This window comes from Micromonospora sp. NPDC049240 (genome assembly GCF_040647835.1).
In the GTDB taxonomy this organism is placed as follows: domain Bacteria; phylum Actinomycetota; class Actinomycetes; order Mycobacteriales; family Micromonosporaceae; genus Micromonospora.
In genome coordinates this window covers 262,474-280,303 of sequence record NZ_JBEZCX010000002.1, presented here as the reverse complement: position 1 = coordinate 280,303, position 17,830 = coordinate 262,474, and the positions used below count along the sequence as shown (strand labels likewise).

13 protein-coding genes are annotated in these 17,830 nt (G+C 74.9%); 8 read left to right on the top strand and 5 right to left on the bottom strand.

Annotated elements, in window-relative coordinates; genetic code table 11:
* Positions 1 to 21: 21 nt before the first annotated feature.
* Both AB0B02_RS04560 and AB0B02_RS04555 read left to right on the top strand, forming a co-directional pair.
* On the top strand, positions 22 to 1,275 hold the full coding sequence (locus AB0B02_RS04560) for a PQQ-binding-like beta-propeller repeat protein (protein ID WP_281935305.1): 1,254 nt from the start codon (positions 22 to 24) through the stop codon (positions 1,273 to 1,275).
* A complete protein-coding gene (locus AB0B02_RS04555) occupies positions 1,272 to 2,570 on the top strand; it encodes a PQQ-binding-like beta-propeller repeat protein (RefSeq protein WP_281935303.1) in 1,299 nt (432 codons plus the stop codon). The genes AB0B02_RS04560 and AB0B02_RS04555 overlap by 4 nt, the downstream gene beginning before the upstream one ends.
* Here AB0B02_RS04555 and AB0B02_RS04550 read toward each other — a convergent pair whose 3' ends face one another.
* Positions 2,571 to 3,950, bottom strand: coding sequence for a C39 family peptidase (locus AB0B02_RS04550; RefSeq protein ID WP_357296749.1), 1,380 nt, complete (start codon positions 3,948 to 3,950; stop codon positions 2,571 to 2,573).
* Between the two features lie 69 nt (positions 3,951 to 4,019).
* Here AB0B02_RS04550 and AB0B02_RS04545 point away from each other — a divergent pair, with 69 nt between their 5' ends.
* The 4 genes from AB0B02_RS04545 to AB0B02_RS04530 all read left to right on the top strand — a co-directional run bounded on the left by AB0B02_RS04545 (position 4,020) and on the right by AB0B02_RS04530 (position 9,195).
* Entirely contained in the window at positions 4,020 to 4,685 is a 666-nt protein-coding gene (locus AB0B02_RS04545; RefSeq protein WP_357296747.1) for a response regulator transcription factor, read from the top strand.
* A complete protein-coding gene (locus AB0B02_RS04540) occupies positions 4,682 to 5,839 on the top strand; it encodes a HAMP domain-containing sensor histidine kinase (RefSeq protein ID WP_281935299.1) in 1,158 nt (385 codons plus the stop codon). Before AB0B02_RS04545 ends, AB0B02_RS04540 begins: the two co-directional genes overlap by 4 nt.
* Positions 5,840 to 6,042: 203 nt before the next feature.
* Positions 6,043 to 8,583: a malectin domain-containing carbohydrate-binding protein gene (locus AB0B02_RS04535; protein WP_281935298.1), complete on the top strand. Its 2,541-nt coding sequence runs from the start codon at positions 6,043 to 6,045 to the stop codon at positions 8,581 to 8,583.
* A gap of 225 nt (positions 8,584 to 8,808) precedes the next feature.
* Positions 8,809 to 9,195, top strand: coding sequence for a VOC family protein (locus AB0B02_RS04530; RefSeq protein ID WP_281935297.1), 387 nt, complete (start codon positions 8,809 to 8,811; stop codon positions 9,193 to 9,195).
* 82 nt (positions 9,196 to 9,277) lie between these two features.
* Here the strand turns inward: AB0B02_RS04530 and AB0B02_RS04525 are convergent, their stop codons facing one another.
* From AB0B02_RS04525 to AB0B02_RS04510, 4 genes are all read right to left on the bottom strand, one after another.
* Positions 9,278 to 10,048: a hypothetical protein gene (locus AB0B02_RS04525; protein ID WP_281935295.1), complete on the bottom strand. Its 771-nt coding sequence runs from the start codon at positions 10,046 to 10,048 to the stop codon at positions 9,278 to 9,280.
* A 184-nt stretch (positions 10,049 to 10,232) separates the two neighbouring features.
* Positions 10,233 to 12,332 carry a 3-hydroxyacyl-CoA dehydrogenase NAD-binding domain-containing protein gene (locus tag AB0B02_RS04520; RefSeq protein ID WP_357296744.1) on the bottom strand — a complete coding sequence of 700 codons (2,100 nt, stop codon included), beginning with the start codon at positions 12,330 to 12,332 and terminating at the stop codon, positions 10,233 to 10,235.
* Positions 12,329 to 13,525: an acetyl-CoA C-acyltransferase gene (locus AB0B02_RS04515; protein ID WP_281935291.1), complete on the bottom strand. Its 1,197-nt coding sequence runs from the start codon at positions 13,523 to 13,525 to the stop codon at positions 12,329 to 12,331. Before AB0B02_RS04515 ends, AB0B02_RS04520 begins: the two co-directional genes overlap by 4 nt.
* Positions 13,526 to 13,631: 106 nt before the next feature.
* Positions 13,632 to 14,954: a ribonuclease D gene (locus AB0B02_RS04510; protein ID WP_281935289.1), complete on the bottom strand. Its 1,323-nt coding sequence runs from the start codon at positions 14,952 to 14,954 to the stop codon at positions 13,632 to 13,634.
* A gap of 662 nt (positions 14,955 to 15,616) precedes the next feature.
* Here AB0B02_RS04510 and AB0B02_RS04505 point away from each other — a divergent pair.
* Together AB0B02_RS04505 and AB0B02_RS04500 are read left to right on the top strand one after the other, a co-directional pair.
* The gene (locus AB0B02_RS04505; RefSeq protein WP_281936258.1) at positions 15,617 to 16,846 is read left to right on the top strand and encodes a trypsin-like peptidase domain-containing protein; all 1,230 of its coding nucleotides are present in this window, start codon (positions 15,617 to 15,619) and stop codon (positions 16,844 to 16,846) included.
* 106 nt (positions 16,847 to 16,952) lie between these two features.
* Positions 16,953 to 17,828, top strand: coding sequence for a hypothetical protein (locus tag AB0B02_RS04500; protein ID WP_281935287.1), 876 nt, complete (start codon positions 16,953 to 16,955; stop codon positions 17,826 to 17,828).
* Positions 17,829 to 17,830: the final 2 nt, after the last annotated feature.

Below are 17,830 nucleotides of genomic sequence, written 5' to 3'. Positions count from 1 at the left end.
GCGGCGCGGAAAGGGGTGGTCGTGACCGTCATCGATCTGGGTGACCTGCGCGGCGACGACGCGGCGCCCGACGCCGCGCCCCGCCCGCCGCGTGCGGTCGGCCGCCCGTTCCGCGTCGTGGTGGCGCTGCTGGTGGCGCTGGTCACGCTCGCCGCCGCCGCGCCTCCGGCGCGGTCCGGCCCGGTCACGATCCCCGGCGGCACCGGGGCCTCCGCGTTCCTCTCCGACAACCGGGTGTACGTGGTGCGACGCGCCGCGTCGGAACCGGGCTGGGACCTCGTCGCGTACCGGGTGGGGCGGGAGCGGTGGCGGGCCCGGGTGGACGGTGTCGACGACGTGGTCGCGGTGTGGGAGCAGGGCGGGCGGGTGCTTGCCGTCGGACCGGCCGGAAACGGCGGCCGCTGGGAGACGACGGTGTTCGACGCGGGCACCGGCGCGCCGCGCTGGCGGCAGGACGGCGTGGTGTTCCCGGCCGGCGACGCGCTGCTGCTGCGCCCGTCCGGCGGGCCGGGCCCCCAGTCGGTCCGCCGGTTGGCGGTGGCCGACGGGCGCACGCTCTGGACCGTGCCCACCACCGGTCGGGACGTGCAGTTCAGCTACGGCCGGTCCGGGGTGGACCGGATCCTGCTGCTGCCGGCCGCCGGCGAGACGGTGGTGCTGGACGCGGCGACCGGCACCCGGCTGGCCGCCCGCGACCTGCATCCGGGGGAGGTGCCCGGCGCGCGCGCCATGCAGGGCGCGGGCCGGCTGTTCCTGGAGACCCGGTTGGCCGGCGACGTCGTCACTGCCTTCGAGATGGACACGCTCCGGCCACGCTGGACCGCCGAGCTGCCACTTGTCGATTACCTGGAACCGTGCGGGTCACTGCTCTGCGCCAGCCGGCAGACCGGCGGGATGTGGGCGCTGGACCCGGCCACCGGCGCGGTGCGCTGGGCCAGCGACCTGTGGTCGAGCGTGCTCCGGGCCGAGGGCGGACGCCTGCTGGTCGCCGCCGGCCGGGAGGGCGGCGAGGGCCTGTCGGTGCTGGCGGAGTCGGACGGCCGGCTGATCGCCGAGGTCGGCGACTGGGACGTGCTCCCGCAGGGCGAGAGCGGTGACCGGCTGTTCCTGAGCCGGCCGCTGGGCGGCGACCGGAGGCTCCTCGCCGAGCCGGACCTGTCCGGCGGCCCACCCGTGGTGCGGGACGTCCTGACCGGCACCGACTGCACCGCCGGCCGGACGCTGCTGGTCTGCCGGGAGCGGGGCGGCGACTTCACCGTGCGGCGGCTGCCGTGAGCCCGGTCATCGAGCTGGGCGAGCTGCGCCGTCCCGAGGACGGCGACGAGCCGCTCCCCGCGCCGCCGCGGCGACCGCCGGGCCGGGCCGCCCGCGCGGTGGCGCTCGGGTGCCTGCTGCTCACGCTGGCCGGCGCGGCGGCGCCGGCCCGGCCGCCGGCGCCGGTCCGGGTGCCCGCCGCGCCGGATGCCCTCTTCGTGGTGCTGGCGGGCCGGCTGATGGTGGCGGACGGTCCGAGCGCGCTCCACCAGGGCGGTCGGGTGGTCACCGGCTACCGGCTCACCGCGGGCGCGCCGGCGTGGCGGTTCGCGCTGCCCACCGGGGACCACGTGCTGGGGCTGACCGGCGCGGCCGGCGGCCTGCTGGTGTCGAGCAGCCCGACCGGGGTCGGGGACGCGCGCGCCACGCTGCTCGACCCGGCGACCGGCGCGGTGCGCTGGCAGCAGGTCGGCTACCCGGTCCCGACCGCGTCCGGCGGGGTGCTGTTCGAGAACCCCCGGCCGGGCGGAACGGGCCGGGTGCTCGCCGTCGACCCAGCCTCCGGCGCGACGCGCTGGTCGCTGGCGGTGCCCCCGCAGGGAGTGGCGTACCGGCGGGACGACCGGGGAGTGACGCAGCTCCTGCTGATCGAGCCGGACGGCCGGGTCGCCGTGCACGACGCGGACTCGGGCGCCCGGGTGCGCGCCGGCCGGGTGTCGTCCGCGCCGGACGGTGTCGCCTACCGGTTCGCGCAGGTCGTCGCCGGTCTGCTGCTGGTCGAGGGCGTCTCCGGTGAGATCACCGCGTACGGGGTGGACCGGCTGGACCGGCGCTGGAGCGTGCCGGTGGACCCGCGCGCCGGGTCGTGGTTCACCGACTGCGCCGGCATGGTCTGCCTCCGCGACCAGGTCGGCGACGCGCAGGCGCTCGACCCCGCCACCGGCCGCCCGGCCTGGACGGACGAGCGGTGGGCGGGGTTCGGGCCGGTCGGCGACCGGCTGATCGCCGCCGCGGCGGGGGACGGGCCGGAACTGGAGTTGTCGGTGCTGGAACCGGCGACCGGCCGGGTGCTCGGGCGGCTGGGCCGCTGGCGGGTCAGCGGGCGGGACGACGGGTCCGGCCGGTTGCTCAGGCTGCTCGGGCTCCGGCACCTCGCCGGGGACCGGACGCTCGTCGGTGACCTGGACGTGGCGGCCGGCGAGGCGCGACCGCGGGCGGTCCTGCCCGGCTCCTGGGCCGAGTGCGCGGACGCCGAGGCGGTGTTGGTGTGCCTGCGCCCGGCCGGCGGGCTGGCGGTGTGGCCGGCGCGGCGGTGATCACCAGTTGGCCTGGGCGGGCGGCGCCGGCAGCGGCACCGTCTCCGGCCGCAGCACGTACGCGATCCCACCGCTGCCCGCCTGCCAGGCCGCCTCGAACGGCGCGCGCGGCACGGTCCGGCGGACCCGTTCGTCGTCCGGCGCGTACGGGTCGTTGAGCACCGGGTCGCCGTCGGTGGTGAAGCCGGCCAGCACGATCAGGTGGCCCCGGGTGTCGTAGTCCAGCCCGGGAACCTGCCCACGGGTGAACGCCGCCGAGACGACGAGCGGGATGCCGGCGGCCACGAACCGTTCCGCCTCCGCCAGCGAGCGCAGCCGGGTGACGAACGCGTCCACCCCGTGCGTCGCCGCGTACGCGGTGTTGAACGGCCAGTTCCCGGCCCCGGCGTACGCGTGGTCGTAGCAGTGCCGCGCGGCGTGCACCACCACCGGGCGGGGGCCGGGCGGGTCGACCCAGGCGTACCGGTCCGGGGTGGGGCCGGCGCCCCAGAAGTCCAGCACCATCGACACGCAGGTGGGGCTGCACCAGGAGTCGCCGCCGCCACCCCAGCGGGTCTCCCCGCCGGCGTGCAGCCGCTGCGCGTAACGCGGCACGTCCAGCACCCGCCCCCACGCCCGGCCCGCTGCCCCGGCGTCGTCGTGCGCGTCCCCGCCGGCCGGGCCGCTGTCAACCTGCTCGGGCGACGGGGACGCCGGGACCTGGCTGCCGGCGCTGGCGACCACGCCGACCGTGCGCAGCACCGGGCCGGCCGGCGCGTCGGGCCGGCGCAGCAGCGTCACCCGGACCTGCCAGCCGGTCACCCGTGCCCCGGTCACCCGGAGCGTGTCCGCGTCCACCCGGGCCCGGTCGTCGGACTGGCCGGGCACCGAGGCGCGGCGTACCGTGCCGTCGTCGGCCGCCCAGTGGCCCAGCTCGTACCAGCCGGTGGTGGCCGCGTCGCCGGCCCAGCCGCGTACCTCCACCCGGAGCCAGCAGCCGGGCGGCGTGTCGGCGGTCCAGGACGGCACCAGCTCGGCGGCGGCGAAGCCGACCTCCGTCACCGGCGAGGTCCAGGTGCCGGCGGCGGCCCCGGGAACCGGATCGGGGCGCGCCGGCCGGTGGGCCGCCGCGTCGGGCGTGGACCCGTTCGCGTCGGGCGTGGGGCCGTTCGCGTCGGGCGTGGGGCCGTCCGCGTCGAGCGTCAGCCCGGCCGGGCCGGCGGAGAGTCCGGCGGCGCGACCCAGGTCCCGGTCCGCCGGGAAGCGGAAACGGCGGTACGCGACGTTCCGGCCGGGGGCGGCGGCGGTCATCGGCGGCTCCGCTCGGCTCGGCCCGGCCGGCAGCCGGGGCGGTGGGCGATCGTTGCCGGCGAGCATCGCGTACCCGAAGGTTTTCTGCAACGGCGGGCCGTGCCGTCCGGTTGGCGCCGCGCACTAGGTTGTGGGAGGTCACGAGGGCGGGAGGCCGGAATGCGGGTACTGGTGGTCGAGGACGAGCGCAACCTCGCCGACGCGATCGCGCGCGGGCTGCGCAAGCGCGGCATGGCGGTGGATGTCGCCTACGACGGCGACGCCGGGCACGAGGCGGCGTTCGTCACCCGCTACGACGTGGTGGTCCTGGACCGGGACCTGCCCGGCGTGCACGGCGACCGGATCTGCGCCGACCTGGCCGCCTCCGGCACGCTGACCCGGGTGCTCATGCTGACCGCGAGCGGGACCGTCGCCGACCGGGTCGAGGGGTTGCAGCTCGGCGCCGACGACTACCTGGCCAAGCCGTTCGCCTTCGACGAGCTGGTGGCCCGGGTGCAGGCGTTGGGCCGGCGGGCCACCCCGGCCGCGCCGCCGGTGCTGGCGGTGGCCGACCTGGAACTCGACCCGGCCCGGCGGGTGGTGACCCGGGGCGGCGTGCCGCTCGACCTGACCAACAAGGAGTTCGGCGTGCTCGCCGAGCTGCTCCGGGCCCGCGGCGTGGTGGTGTCCAGCGAGGAACTGCTGGAACGGGTCTGGGACGCCAACACCGACCCGTTCACCACCATCGTCCGGGTCACCGTGATGACGCTGCGCAAGAAACTCGGCGACCCCCCGCTGATCGACACCGTGGTCGGCGCGGGCTACCGGATCGAGCGCGCCAAGTGACCTCCGCGCGGGTACGGCCGACGCTGCGGCTGCGGCTGACGCTGCTCAACGGCGTGCTCCTGGTCGGCGCCGGCGCGATCCTGGTGCTGCTGGCCTGGCTGCTGGTCCGGGACGCGCTGCGCCCCACCGACGAGCTGCTGCCCGGCACCACCGTGGTGCTCACCGACGGCCGCACCCTCGACGCCGGGCAGTGGCAGCGGCAACTGGTCGACGCCGCGTCCCGGGAGCTGCTGTTCAAGGGCCTGCTGGCGCTGCTGGCGATCAGCGTCGTCGGGGTGGCCGGGGCGTACCTGGTGGCCGGCCGTGCGTTGCGCCCGCTGCACCAGGTCACCGCCACCGCCCGCCGGCTCGGCGAGACCACGCTCGACGAGCGGATCGGGTGGTCCGGCGCGGACGACGAGGTGGCCGAGCTGGCGGAGACGTTCGACGCGATGCTGGACCGGATCACCGCCGCGTTCGAGGCGCAGAAGCGGTTCGTCGCGAACGCCTCGCACGAGCTGCGGACCCCGCTTGCGGTGATGCGTACCGAGATCGACGTGACGCTCAGCGACGACGACGCGGACCTGGCCGAGTACCGGCGGATGGCCGGCGTGGTGCGGGAGGCGTCCGAGCGGGCCAACGGCCTGGTGGACGCGCTGCTGGTGCTGGCCCGCAGCGAGGCGCAGACCGGCCGGCGGTTGGCCCGCCGCGCCGAGAGCGACCTGGCCGTCGGCACCGCCAACGCGCTCTCCGCGGTGGCCCGCGAGGTGGAGCGGATCGGCCTGCGGGTGCACACCTCGCTGCGCCCCGCGCCGGTGGTCGGGGACCCGGGGCTGCTCGACCGGCTGGCCGGCAACCTGGTGGAGAACGCGGTCCGCTACAACCACCTGCACGGCCGGATGTGGGTGCGCACCGGCACCGACGGGCAGCGGTCCTGGCTGGTGGTGGGGAACACCGGCTTCGAGGTCGCCCCGGCCGAGGTGCCCGGCCTGTTCGAGCCGTTCCGGCGCGGCGGGCAGGAACGCACCGGGGCGCGCGGCTCCGGTCTCGGCCTGTCCATCGTCCGGGCGGTCTGCGACGCGCACGGCGGCACGGTGAAGGCGGTCCCGCAGCCCGGCGGCGGTCTGGAGGTGACCGTCACGCTCCCGTCGGCCGACCCGCCGGCGGCCACCTGACCGCCGATCCGTGACCGCCCGGCCGGACATCCGCCCTCACCTGTTCGTGCGGCCGGGCACGCTGTCCCGCCCGCCCGCGACGGTGGTCGGGCGTGGCGGCGCGGTGGTCGGTCAGAAAGCTTGCCGCGCGCTGGACGCCGCCGCGGACGTGGCTCAGGGTGAGCGGTGCGACACGCCTCACCGCCGAATCTACGGAGCTGCCCGTGACCCACCCCTCGGCCCCGCGCCGCCGCGCCCTCGCGGCCCTCGCCGCCGTCGCGCTCACCGCGGCCGGCCTGGCCCCGGCCGCGCCCGCCGGCGCCGCGCCCGACCACACCACCGTGGTCAAGGCCGTCCCGGCCACCACCTCGCCGGACATCATGGACGGCACCGTCGACGCGATCCACGACGCCGGCTCGAAGATCATCGTGGCCGGCTCGTTCAGCACCGTGCAGAACCGCAACTCCGACACCGACATCACCCGCAACTACCTGCTCGCCTTCGACAAGGCCACCGGCACGGTCGACACCGCGTTCGCGCCGTCGGTCGACAACGAGGTGTACGCGGTCGTCGCCGGCCCGACCGCCGGCACGGTCTTCGTCGCCGGCAAGTTCAACACCGTCAACGGGGTGACCCGGCGAAAGGTGGCGCTGCTCAACGTCGCCACCGGCGCGCTTGTCACCAGCTTCGCCCCGCCGGCGTTCAACGGGCTGGTCAACGACATCGCGCTGGCCGGCACCCGGCTGCTGGTCGGCGGCATCTTCACCACCGCCGGCAACCCCAACCCGCGCGGCGGGCTGGCCTCCCTCAACGCCACCACCGGCGCGGTGGACAGCTACCTGACCACCGCGCTCACCGAGCACCACAACTACGACGGGGTCAGCGGCTCCAACGCCGGCGTCGGGGTGGAGAAGATGGCGCTCGCCCCGGACGGCACCAGGCTCGTGGTGATCGGCAACTTCAAGAAGGCCGACGGGGTGCTGCACGACCAGATCGTCCAGCTCGACCTGGGCGCCACCGCCGCCACCGTGGCCGACTGGAACACCAGCCGCTACACGCCGCGCTGCGCGTGGTGGGCGTTCGACTCGTACATGCGGGACGTCGCGTACGCGCCGGACAGCAGCTACTTCGTGGTGGTCACCACCGGCGCGCCGAACGGCGGCACGCTCTGCGACGCCGCGGCCCGCTTCGAGGGCGGCACGACCGCCACCGACGCGCAGCCCACCTGGATCGACTACACCGGCGGCGACACGTTCCTCTCGGTCGCGGTCAGCGAGCAGGCCGTCTACGTGGGCGGCCACTTCCGCTGGCTGAACAACAGCGCCGGCGGCGACAACGCCCGGGCCGGCGCGGTCGGCCGGGCCAGCATCGCCGCGCTCGACCCGCGTACCGGCCTGCCGCTGTCCTGGAACCCCGGCCGCCACCCGCGCGGCATCGGCGCCTCCGAGATGCTTGTCACCCCGGCCGGGCTGTGGGTCGGCGGCGACACCTCGTGGATCGGCAACTTCCAGTACCGCCGGGAGCGGATCGCGTTCTTCCCGCTGGCCGGCGGCACGGCCCCGCACCCGACCACCGAGCCCACCCTGCCCGGCACGGTCTACCAGGCCGGCGTGCCGAAGCCCACCAACGTGCTGTACCGGGTCAACGCGGGCGGCCCGCTGGTCGCCGCCACCGACGGCGGACCGGACTGGGCGGCCGACGACGGCGGTAACCCCAGCCCATACCACAACAGCGGCAGCTCCGCCGCCGGCTTCGCCGCGGTGGGCGCGCTGGACACGACCGTGCCGGCCGGCACGCCGGCCGCGCTCTACAGCGACGAACGGTACGACCCGGCCGGCGCGCCGGAGATGACCTGGCAGTTCCCGGTGCCCACCGGTACCGAGGTGCGGGTCCGGCTCTACCTGGCCAACCGGTACGACGGCACCGCCGCCGTCGGCGCCCGCGTCTTCGACGTGGCGCTGGAGGGCGCCACCGTCCTCGACGACCTCGACCTGTCCGCCGCCGCCGGGCACAACGTGGGCACCATGCGCGAGTTCACCGTGGTCAGCGACGGCACCGTCGACCTGGAGTTCCGGCACGTGGTGGAGAACCCGCTGATCGACGGCATCGAGATCGTCAAGACCGGCCCCCCGCCGGCCGGCACCGGCGACGAGGTGCAGGCCCGCTCGTACGACGGGACGACCACGGTCGGCGCGCCGAGCCCGGTGGCGAACCCGGACGGCACCGCCTGGTCCACCGCGCGGGGCGCGTTCTGGGTCGGCGGCACGCTGTTCTACGGCATGGACGGCGCGCTGTGGCGGCGCACGTTCGACGGGACCACGTTCGGCACGCCGGCGCTCGTCGACCCGTACCACGACGCCTACTGGGACACCGTGGAGACCGACTCCGGGCCGGCCGGTCAGACGTACGCCGGGGTGACCACCGGCTTCTACGCCGAGATCCCCAACGTGACCGGCATGTTCCACTCCGGCGGTCGGCTCTACTACACGCTCGCCGGGCAGAGCGGCCTGTTCTGGCGCTGGTTCACCCCGGACAGCGGCACGGTCGGCGCGGACCGGTTCACGGTGGCCGGCGCGGGCGGGCTCGCCGACGCGGGCGCGGTGTTCCTGGCCGGCGGCACGCTCTACAAGGTCAACCGGAGCACCGGTGACCTGTTGGCGACGGACTGGCTCAACGGCGCGCCGACCGCGACGTTCACCGTGCGCAGCGGCCCAACCGTCGACGGCACCGACTGGCGCGCCAAGGCGGTGTTCCTCGCCCCCTGAGCGGTGTAAGGAGGGGCCCCTTCTTAACGTTTGCGGTAGAGAAGGGGCCCCATCTCACCGCCCCGGGCAGGTCTTGTCGGGGGACGGTGGAGGATGGCAGGATCATGGCGTCAGCCGAGAGGTGGAAGGGGGTGTGGTGATGTCCGTTCTCAACAATCCCGCGCCCCGCGTTCCCCGCTGACCCTCGCACTCCGCCGGGGCGCATTCCCCATCGGAGGAAACATCGTGAGTGCACACATCCACTGCGTGACCGTGGAGTCCGACGACCCGTACGCCCTGGCCGGATGGTGGGGCCGCGTGCTCGACCGCGAGCGGCACGCCGACGACCACCCGGGTGACCCGGAGGCCGTCCTCGTCTCGCCCGACGGGCACGGCCCCGACCTGCTCTTCGTCGAGGTGGGTGAGCGCCACCGCAAGGGCGCGTTCCACCTCGACCTCCAGCCGGCCGAGGGCACCCGGGACACCGAGGTCGTCCGGCTGCGCGAACTCGGCGCGACGCTTGTCGCCGACCGGCGCCGGCCGGACGGCAGCGGCTGGGTGGTGCTGGCCGACCCGGAGGGCAACGAGTTCTGCGTGTGCCGCTCCACGGCGGAACGCGCCGCGTCGGCCTGACCCGGAAACGGGTCGTGTCGGCCTGACCCGGAAACGGCGCCGGGCCCCCGCCGTCGGCGGGGGCCCGGCGCTCCGAGCGGGATCAGTCCTGCTTCTCGATCTCACCGCGCATGTTGACGAACTCCGACTGGAGCTCGGACACGGACTTGAAGTAGACGACCACCATGCCGAGGCTGCCCTTGTCGGACCAGATGCAGACACCGACCGGGATGTCCTGGGCCTTGCCGTCGCCGCACTTGGCGTCGCCGCCGAGCGGGCCGGCGTCGACCGTCTTGAACTCCTTGGTGCCCAGGTCCGGGGTGACCGCGGCGATGGCGTCCGCCATCTCCTTCTTCGGGTCGGCGATGACGCCGGAGACGGCGACGATCATGACCAGGTCCTTCTTGGCCGGGTCGCCGTAGAACGCGCCCGCCGTGCTGGTCGCGTTCGGCACGTCCTTGCCGAGCTCGGACTTCATCTGGAGAGCGGTCGACTGGAGCTGCGGCTCGGTCGCCTTCGGCCGGCCGCCCAGCGTCGTCGGCTCGACGACCCGGGTCTTGGTGGCGGTGACGACGTCCTTGACGTCGTCACCGGCGGCGAGCCAGAAGGCGACGCCACCGCCGACGCAGAGCACCAGCACCACGGCCAGGACGATCAGCAGGATCTTGCCGACCCCGAACTTCTTCTTCGGCGGGACCGGGGCGCCGAACTGGTCGCCGCCGTACTGCGGCTGCTGCGGGTAGTCACCGCCGTACTGCTGCTGCGGCGCCGGCGGGTGCTCACCGCCGTACTGCTGCGGCGGCTGGTAGCCACCCGGCTGTGCGGAGGGGGAGGGGTTGTGGCCGGGGTAGGGATTGGACGGCGGCTGGGACATGAAGGCAGCTCCTGTGAAGATTCTGGACGCGTGATGGTAGCCAGAGCCGCCGACACCCCGCCGTCCGGTCAGGGGCGGTGTGATCAAACCGGAACCGTCCCGTGACCGGCCCCGGAACGCCGATCGCGGTGCCCGTACCGTCCGGAACGGACGGCGCGAGCACCGCGATCGATGCGTGGACCGGTCAGCGCAGGCTGGCCACACCGCGCGGCAGGAACCGTCGGCCGGTCACCCGCTCGGAGGTGCCGGTCCGGTCCAGGTACGGCGTGACGCCGCCCAGGTGGAACGGCCAGCCGGCGCCGAGGATCATGCACAGGTCGATGTCCTGCGCCTCGGCGACGACACCCTCGTCGAGCATCAGCCCGATCTCCTGCGCCAGCGCGTCGAGCGCGTTCTGCCGCACCTGCTCGGCGGTGAGCGGCTGGTCGCCGACCACGAGCAGCTTGGCGACCTCCTCGTTGACCTGGTCGTCGACCACGATCGGCTGGCCGGAGTCGGCGATCCGCTTGAGGTTCTCGCTGACCGTGAACCGCTCCGGGAACGCCTCGTGCAGGGTGCCGCCCACGTGGTACGCCACCGCCGGCCCGACGAGCTGGAGCAGCGCGAGCGGGCGCATCGGCAGGCCCAGCGGGTCCAGCGCGCTGTCCGCGACGTCCAGCGGGGTGCCGGCGTCGACGGCGGCGAAGACGGTGCCGAGGAAGCGGGTCAGCAGCCGGTTCACCACGAACGCCGGGGCGTCCTTGACCAGCACCGACGACTTCTTGAGCTGCTTGCCAACCGCGAACGCGGTGGCCAGCGTGGCGTCGTCGGTGCGCTCGCCGCGGACGATCTCCAGCAGCGGCAGCACCGCCACCGGGTTGAAGAAGTGGAAGCCGACGACCCGCTCCGGGTGCTCCAGGTCGGCCGCCATCTCGGTGATCGACAGAGAGCTGGTGTTGGTGGCGAGCACCGCCTCCGGCGCGACGATCTTCTCCAGCTCGGCCCAGACCTGCTTCTTGACGCCCAGGTCCTCGAACACGGCCTCGATGACGAAGTCACAGTCGGCAAACGAAGTGCGCTGACCCTGTGCCGAGGCGGCGAACGCGTCGGCCTTTGCCGAGCCGGACACCAGGCCGTACAGCTTGGCGGCGGTGCCCTTGTCCATCCGGCCCTTGCTCACGGCCTTCTCGATCTGGGTGTGCACGTAGGCGACGCCCTGGTCCACCCGGGACTGATCAAGGTCGGTCAGCACCACCGGCACCTGGAGCCGGCGGGCGAACAGCAGCGCGAGCTGGCTGGCCATCAGGCCGGCGCCGACGATGCCGACCTTGGTCACCGGCCGGGCCAGGCCCTTGTCCGGCGCGCCGGCCGGGCGCTTGGCCCGCCGCTGCACCAGGTCGAACGCGTACAGGCCGCTGCGCAGCTCCTCGGAGAAGACCAGGTCGGCGAGCGCCTCGTCCTCCGCCGCGGTGCCGGCCGCGAAGTCCGCGTCCTTCGCGGTCTCCAGCAGGTCCAACGCCTTGTACGCGGCCGGGACCGCGCCGTGCAGCCGCTGGTCGAGGGTCTGCCGGGCGAAGTAGAGCACGCCCGCCCACATGTCCTTGTCGACCTCGGGGCGGGTGACGGTGACCTCGCCCCGGACCACGCCGGCGGCCCATTCGAGGGACCGCTCCAGGAAGTCGGCGGGCTCCAGCAGCACGTCCGCGATGCCCATCTCGGCCGCCTGCTTCGGCTTGAGCATCCGGTTCTGCATCAGCGGGTTCTGCAGGATCACCTGGGTGGCGGCCGGGATGCCGATCAGGTTCGGCAGCAGCTGGGTGCCGCCCCAGCCGGGTACCAGGCCGAGCGAGACCTCGGGCAGCGCCAGCGCCGCCGCGCCGGCCGACAGCGTCCGGTAGTGGCAGTGCAGCGCCAGCTCCAGGCCGCCGCCCATGGCCGCGCCGTTGACGAACGCGAACGTCGGGACGTCGCTGTCCTTGAGCCGGGCGAAGACCCGGTGGCCGAGCCGGCCGACCTCCAGCGCCTGCTCGCGGTTCTCCAGCTGGGGCAGGCTGGTGATGTCCGCGCCCACGCAGAAGATGTACGGCTTGCCGGTGACCGCGACGAACGCCGGGTTCGCCGCCAGGGCGGCGGTGATCGCCTCGTCCAGGCTGGTCAGGCCGCCCGGACCGAAGCTGTTCGGCTTGGTGTGGTCGAAGCCGTTGTCGAGGGTGATCAGGGCGGCCGGGCGGTCCAGCCCCGGTACGGCCACCTGACGCAGCAGCGCCCTGGTGACGACCTCGTTCGGTGCCGCGAGCGCGCTCACTTGTCCTCACCCTTCCAGTTCGGGTTCTCCCAGATGACCGTGCCGCCCATGCCGATGCCGATGCACATGGCGGTGAGGCCGTAGCGGACCTCGGGGTGCTCGGCGAACTGCCGGGCGAGCTGGGTCATCAGCCGCACGCCGGAGGACGCGAGCGGGTGCCCGATGGCGATCGCGCCGCCCCAGGCGTTGACCCGGGGGTCGTCGTCGGCGATGCCGAAGTGGTCGAGGAACGCGAGCACCTGCACCGCGAACGCCTCGTTCAGCTCGAACAGGCCGATGTCGTCGATGCTCAGGCCGGCGATGCGCAGCGCCTTCTCGGTGGAGGGGATCGGGCCGACGCCCATCACCTCGGGCTCGACGCCCACGAAGCCGTAAGACACCAGCCGCATGCCGACCGGCAGGCCCAGCTCGCGGGCGGTCTCCTCGGCGACCAGCAGCGCGGCGGTGGCGCCGTCGTTCAGGCCGGCCGCGTTGCCCGCGGTGACCTTGCCGTGCGGGCGGAACGGGGTCTTCAGGCCGGCCAGCTTCTCCAGGGAGGTGTCCCGCGGCGCCTCGTCCACGGTCGCCAGGCCCCAGCCGCCGTCGGCGTCGCGGATGGCCACCGGCACCAGGTCGCCCTGGAGCTTGCCGTTGGCGTACGCCTTGGCGGTCTTCTGCTGCGAGGCGAGCGCGAACGCGTCGGTGCGCTCCTTGGTGATGTGCGGGACCCGGTCGTGGAGGTTCTCCGCGGTGGCGCCCATCACCAGGGCGGACGGGTCGACCAGCTTCTCCGCGACGATCCGCGGGTTGGGGTCGACGCCCTCGCCCATCGGGTGGCGGCCCATGTGCTCCACGCCGCCGGCGATGGCCACGTCGTACGCGCCCATGGCGATGCCGCCGGCCACCGTGGTGACGGCGGTCATCGCGCCCGCGCACATCCGGTCGATGGCGAAGCCGGGCACGGTCTTGGGCAGGCCGGACAGCAGGGCGGCGGTGCGGCCGATGGTCAGGCCCTGGTCGCCGATCTGGGTGGTGGCGGCGATCGCCACCTCCTCCACCTTCTCCGGCGGCAGCTGCGGGTTGCGGCGCATCAGCTCGCGGATGCAGCGGATCACCAGGTCGTCGGCGCGGGTGTTGGCGTACATCCCACCCGCCTTGCCGAACGGCGTTCGGACGCCGTCGACGAAGACGACATCTCGGACTTCACGGGGCACTTGGAGCCTCCCTCGGCACTGGCCATTTCTCCGGATGCTACTCGCCAGTAACCAGCGGCGTCACCACCCCCCGTGTGGCCCACCTCACAACCCGCGTCGGGCCGGCTCAGGACGCCGGGATGCGCAACGCCTCGGTGAGCGCCGGCAGGAGCAGGCCGAGCTGCCACTCGCGGGCACCCAGTGTGCGTAGGGTCTCCGCCACCGTGTCGTCGGTGACCTCCTCCGGCGGCTGCCAGGCCAACCGGCGGATCGAGTCCGGCGCGATCAGGTTCTCCGCCGGCAGCCGGTGCGCCGACGCGGTGCCGACCACCACCTCCCGGCAGCGGGCCAGCCGGCCCGCCGCGACCGGGTCCCGCTCCGCCCACCGGTGCGGCGGCGGCGGGCCCTCCACCGTCGGACTCACCGGCAACGCGTCGTCCGGCAGTTGGCGTGCGTCGTCCAACGCCGCCAACCAGGTACGCGCCAGCCGGCGCACCGAGCGACCACCGAACCCGGGCAGGGTCAGCAGCGTCTTCTCGTCCTTCGGGTCCAGCTCGGCCGCCGCCACGATGGCCGAGTCGGGCAGCACCCGCCCCGGCGCGGCGTCCCGACGGGCGGCGATCTGGTCCCGCGCGTACCAGAGGGAACGCACCCGGGCCTGGGCGCGGGCGCCGCGGACCCGGTGGATGCCGGACGTGCGTCGCCACGGCTCGGCGCGGACCCGGGGCGGGCGGGCGCCGTTGCGCACCAGCGCGGCGAACTCCTCCGCCGCCCAGCCGGACTTGCCCTGCCTGTCGAGTTCGGCGTCGAGCGCGTCGCGCAGGTCGACGAGCAGCTCCACGTCCAGGGCCGCGTACGTCAGCCAGGACTCCGGCAGCGGCCGGCTGGACCAGTCGGCGGCGGAGTGGTGCTTCTCCAGGCTGAAGCCGAGCAGCTGTTCGGTCAGCGCGGCCAGGCCGACCCGCTCGAAACCAGCCAGCCGGGCGGCCAGTTCGGTGTCGAACAGTCGGCGCGGGCGCAGCCCCAACTCGGCCAGGCAGGCGAGATCCTGGCTGGCGGCGTGCAGCACCCACTCCGCCTCGGCGATCGCCGCGTCGAGCGCGGACAGGTCGGGCAGCGGCAGCGGGTCGATCAACGTGGTGCCGGCGCCGGCCCGGCGCAGCTGCACCAGGTAGGCGCGCTGGCTGTAGCGGTAGCCGGAGGCGCGTTCGGCGTCCAGGGCCACCGGGCCGGTGCCGGCCGCGAAGCGGGCCACGACCGCGTCCAGCTCACTGGGGGTGGCCACCGGCGCGGGGGTGCCGTCGCGCGGTGCGGTCAGCGGGACGGCTGCGCTCGCGTCGGTCTCGGTCCCCGCGCCCGCCGGCTCCGGCACGGCCGTCGACGGATGCGGAGACACCTCTCCCGTACGGCTTTCGGCGGCCCGACGGCGCAGGGGTGGTTCGTCGGTCACCTGACAACCCTAGTAGGCCGGACGATCCGGTGCGCGCAGCCGGTCCGTTGCGTGTCGACGAGATGTCCGCCAGGTGTCCGGAACGCGCCGGGTTGCGCGGGGGTGAGAGGGTCGGACATCGGGGAAGACAAACCCCGTTCCCGCCGGTACGGTCCATCGAGCCGTGGGCGGCGCGGGGGCGGCCGGGTAACGGTCGGCGCGCCGGCGGAGCCGGCGGGGGAGGACAGGCGATCATGTCAGGCGGGTACGAGACCGGCGACGGCGTGCCGGGGCAGGGCGGCGACGGAACGGCCGGCCGACCGGGGCCACTGCCGCCACGCATCGCTCCGCCCGGCCGGGCGGCCCCGTTCCCCGGTGCGCCCACCGGCCCAGACTTCTCCCGGGGCGTCGCGGCACCGGAACCGGCCCGGGGCACTGCCGCGCCCGGAGCGGCTCGGGGCGCCGCCACGTCCGGTCCGACCTGGGGCACTGCGGTCGCGCCTGGAGCATCCCGGGGCGCCGCCGCGCCCGGCCCGGCCTGGGACGCCGCCGCGTCCGGCTCGGCCTGGGACGCCGCCGCGCCCGACCCGGGTCGGGGCGTTGCCACGCCGGATTCGGCCTGGGGCGGCGGGGCGGGCCACGCCGGTCACCCGCCGTTCGGCGGGGCACCCGCGGCATCGCCCGTGCCGACCCAGCCGAATGCCGGTTCGGCCTGGTCGGGCCAGCCGGCGGCGGGGCCGGCCCACCCGTTCCGACCGGCCCCGGCCGCGCCGTCGACCGGTCAGTCGCCGTCCGGTCCGGCGTATCCGGGCCAGCCGGTCTCCGGTCCGGCGTATCCGGGTCAGCCGGTGTCGAGCCCGGGTCAGTCGCCGTCCGGTCCGGGGTATCCGGGTCAGCCGACGTCGAGCCCGGCGTTCCCGGGTCAGTCGCCGTCTGGTCCGGCGTCTCCCGGTCAGTCGCCGTCCGGTCCGGCGTTCCCCGGTCAGCAGACGTCCGGGCCGGCCTGGCCGGGTCAGTCGGGCTCCGGGTCGGCCTGGCCGGGTCAGCCCACACCGGGGTCGGCGTATCCGGCCGGCGTATCCGGCCAGACCGGATTCGGCGGCTCGCCGCTCGCCGGTGGCCCCGACCCGTCCCGCCGCCGGGGCCGGCTGCCGGTGGTGGCGCTCGTGCTGGCCGGTGTGCTGGCCGTGGTCACCGGCGTGCAGGCGTACCAGATCCACCGGCTCGACGACCGACTCGCCGCCGCCGACCGACGGACGGCCGAGGCCCAGGGCGCGGACGCCCGCCGGCTCGACGGGCTGGAGCAGCGCGCCGGAAGCCTGGAGAAGCAGGCCGGCGCCGCGTTCAATCCCGAAGCGGTGGCGAGCGCGGTGCTGCCCAGCGTGTTCCGGGTCCGGGCCGGCCAGTTCACCGGCACGGCGTTCGCGGTCGGCAAGGCGCCGGCCGGCGGTGGCACCACGCTGCTCACCAACTTCCACGTGGTGGAGTCGGTCTTCGCCGCCGGCGAGCGCAAGGTGTTCCTGGAGCGCACCGACCAGCGGTTCGAGGCGACGATCATCGACACCGACAAGGAAAAGGACCTGGCGCAGTTGCGCACCACCGCGACGTTCGGCGGCCTGATCGCGGCCCGGACGCCGGTGAAGTCCGGCCAGCAGATCGTGGTGGTCGGTGCCCCGCTCGGCCTGCAGGACAGCGTCACCACCGGGGTGGTGAGCGCGTTCCGCAAGGACGAGGGAGGCTCCGGCCCGGTGATCCAGTTCGACGCGCCGATCAATCCCGGCAACTCCGGCGGCCCGGTGATCAACGGCTCGAAGGAGGTCGTCGGCATCGCCACGGCCAAGGCCCGTGACGCCGAGGGCATCGGGCTGGCGGTGCCGATCAAGACCGCCTGCGACCGCTTCAGACTCTGCTGAGTCGCGGCTCAGCGCGGCGCGCCGTGCGGGTGTGGCCCCGACCACGCCCCCTCGACCCCGGCCCACCGGGCCACCCCGCGGGGACCAGCACAACTGGAGGAACGACATGTCCCAGCCACCCACCGGAGCGGAGGGCCACCCGCCCCAGCCGCCGGGCGGCACGGTCTACGGCAACCCGTACGGGAGCCAGCCCTCGCCCCCGCCGTACGGCCCGGCGCACCCCGACCCCACCCGGCCCCAGCCGCCCGTGTCCGGCCCCGGCGACCACGGTTCCGGCCCGGGCGCGTACGGTTCCGGCGCGTACGGCGCGGGTGGTCCCGCCCCAGGTGCCTACGCGCCCGGCGCCGCCTCCGTCCCGGCGCAGCCGATGTCCGCGCCGCCGGTCTCCGGCGCCGGCTACCCCCCGCAGCCGATGTCGGCGCCGCCCGTCTCCGGGCCCGGCTTCGGCCCGCAGCCGATGTCCGGGCCGCCGGTCGCCGGGCCCGGGTTCGGCCCCCAGCCGATGTCCGGTCCGCCCGGCGCCGCGCCCCCGTACGGCCCGGCCGGTTACGGCACGCCGACGGGTACGCCGGCCGGCGGTGGCCGGGGCCGGACCACGCTGGTCCTCGCCCTCGTCGCCGGGCTGCTCCTCGTCCTCGGCGGCGTGATGACCGGTCTCTACGTCACCACCAACGGCAAGCTGACCAGCGCCGAGCGGCAGGTCAGTCAGCGTGACGGCACCATCTCGGCGAACCAGCGGGAGATCGAGAAGCTCAAGGGTGAGGTCAAGGCGGTTCAGGAGCGGCTGGCCGACACCGAGCAGGACCTGACCGGCACCAAGAACGACCGGGACGAGCAGGCCCGGCAGAAGAAGGTCATCGCGAACTGCCTGAACAAGCTGACCACCGCCATCACCGCGGCGTCTCGTGGCGACAAGGCGGGCTTCGAGGCGGCCAACAAGGGGCTCGACAAGATCTGCGACGAGGCCGAGAACTACCTCTGAGC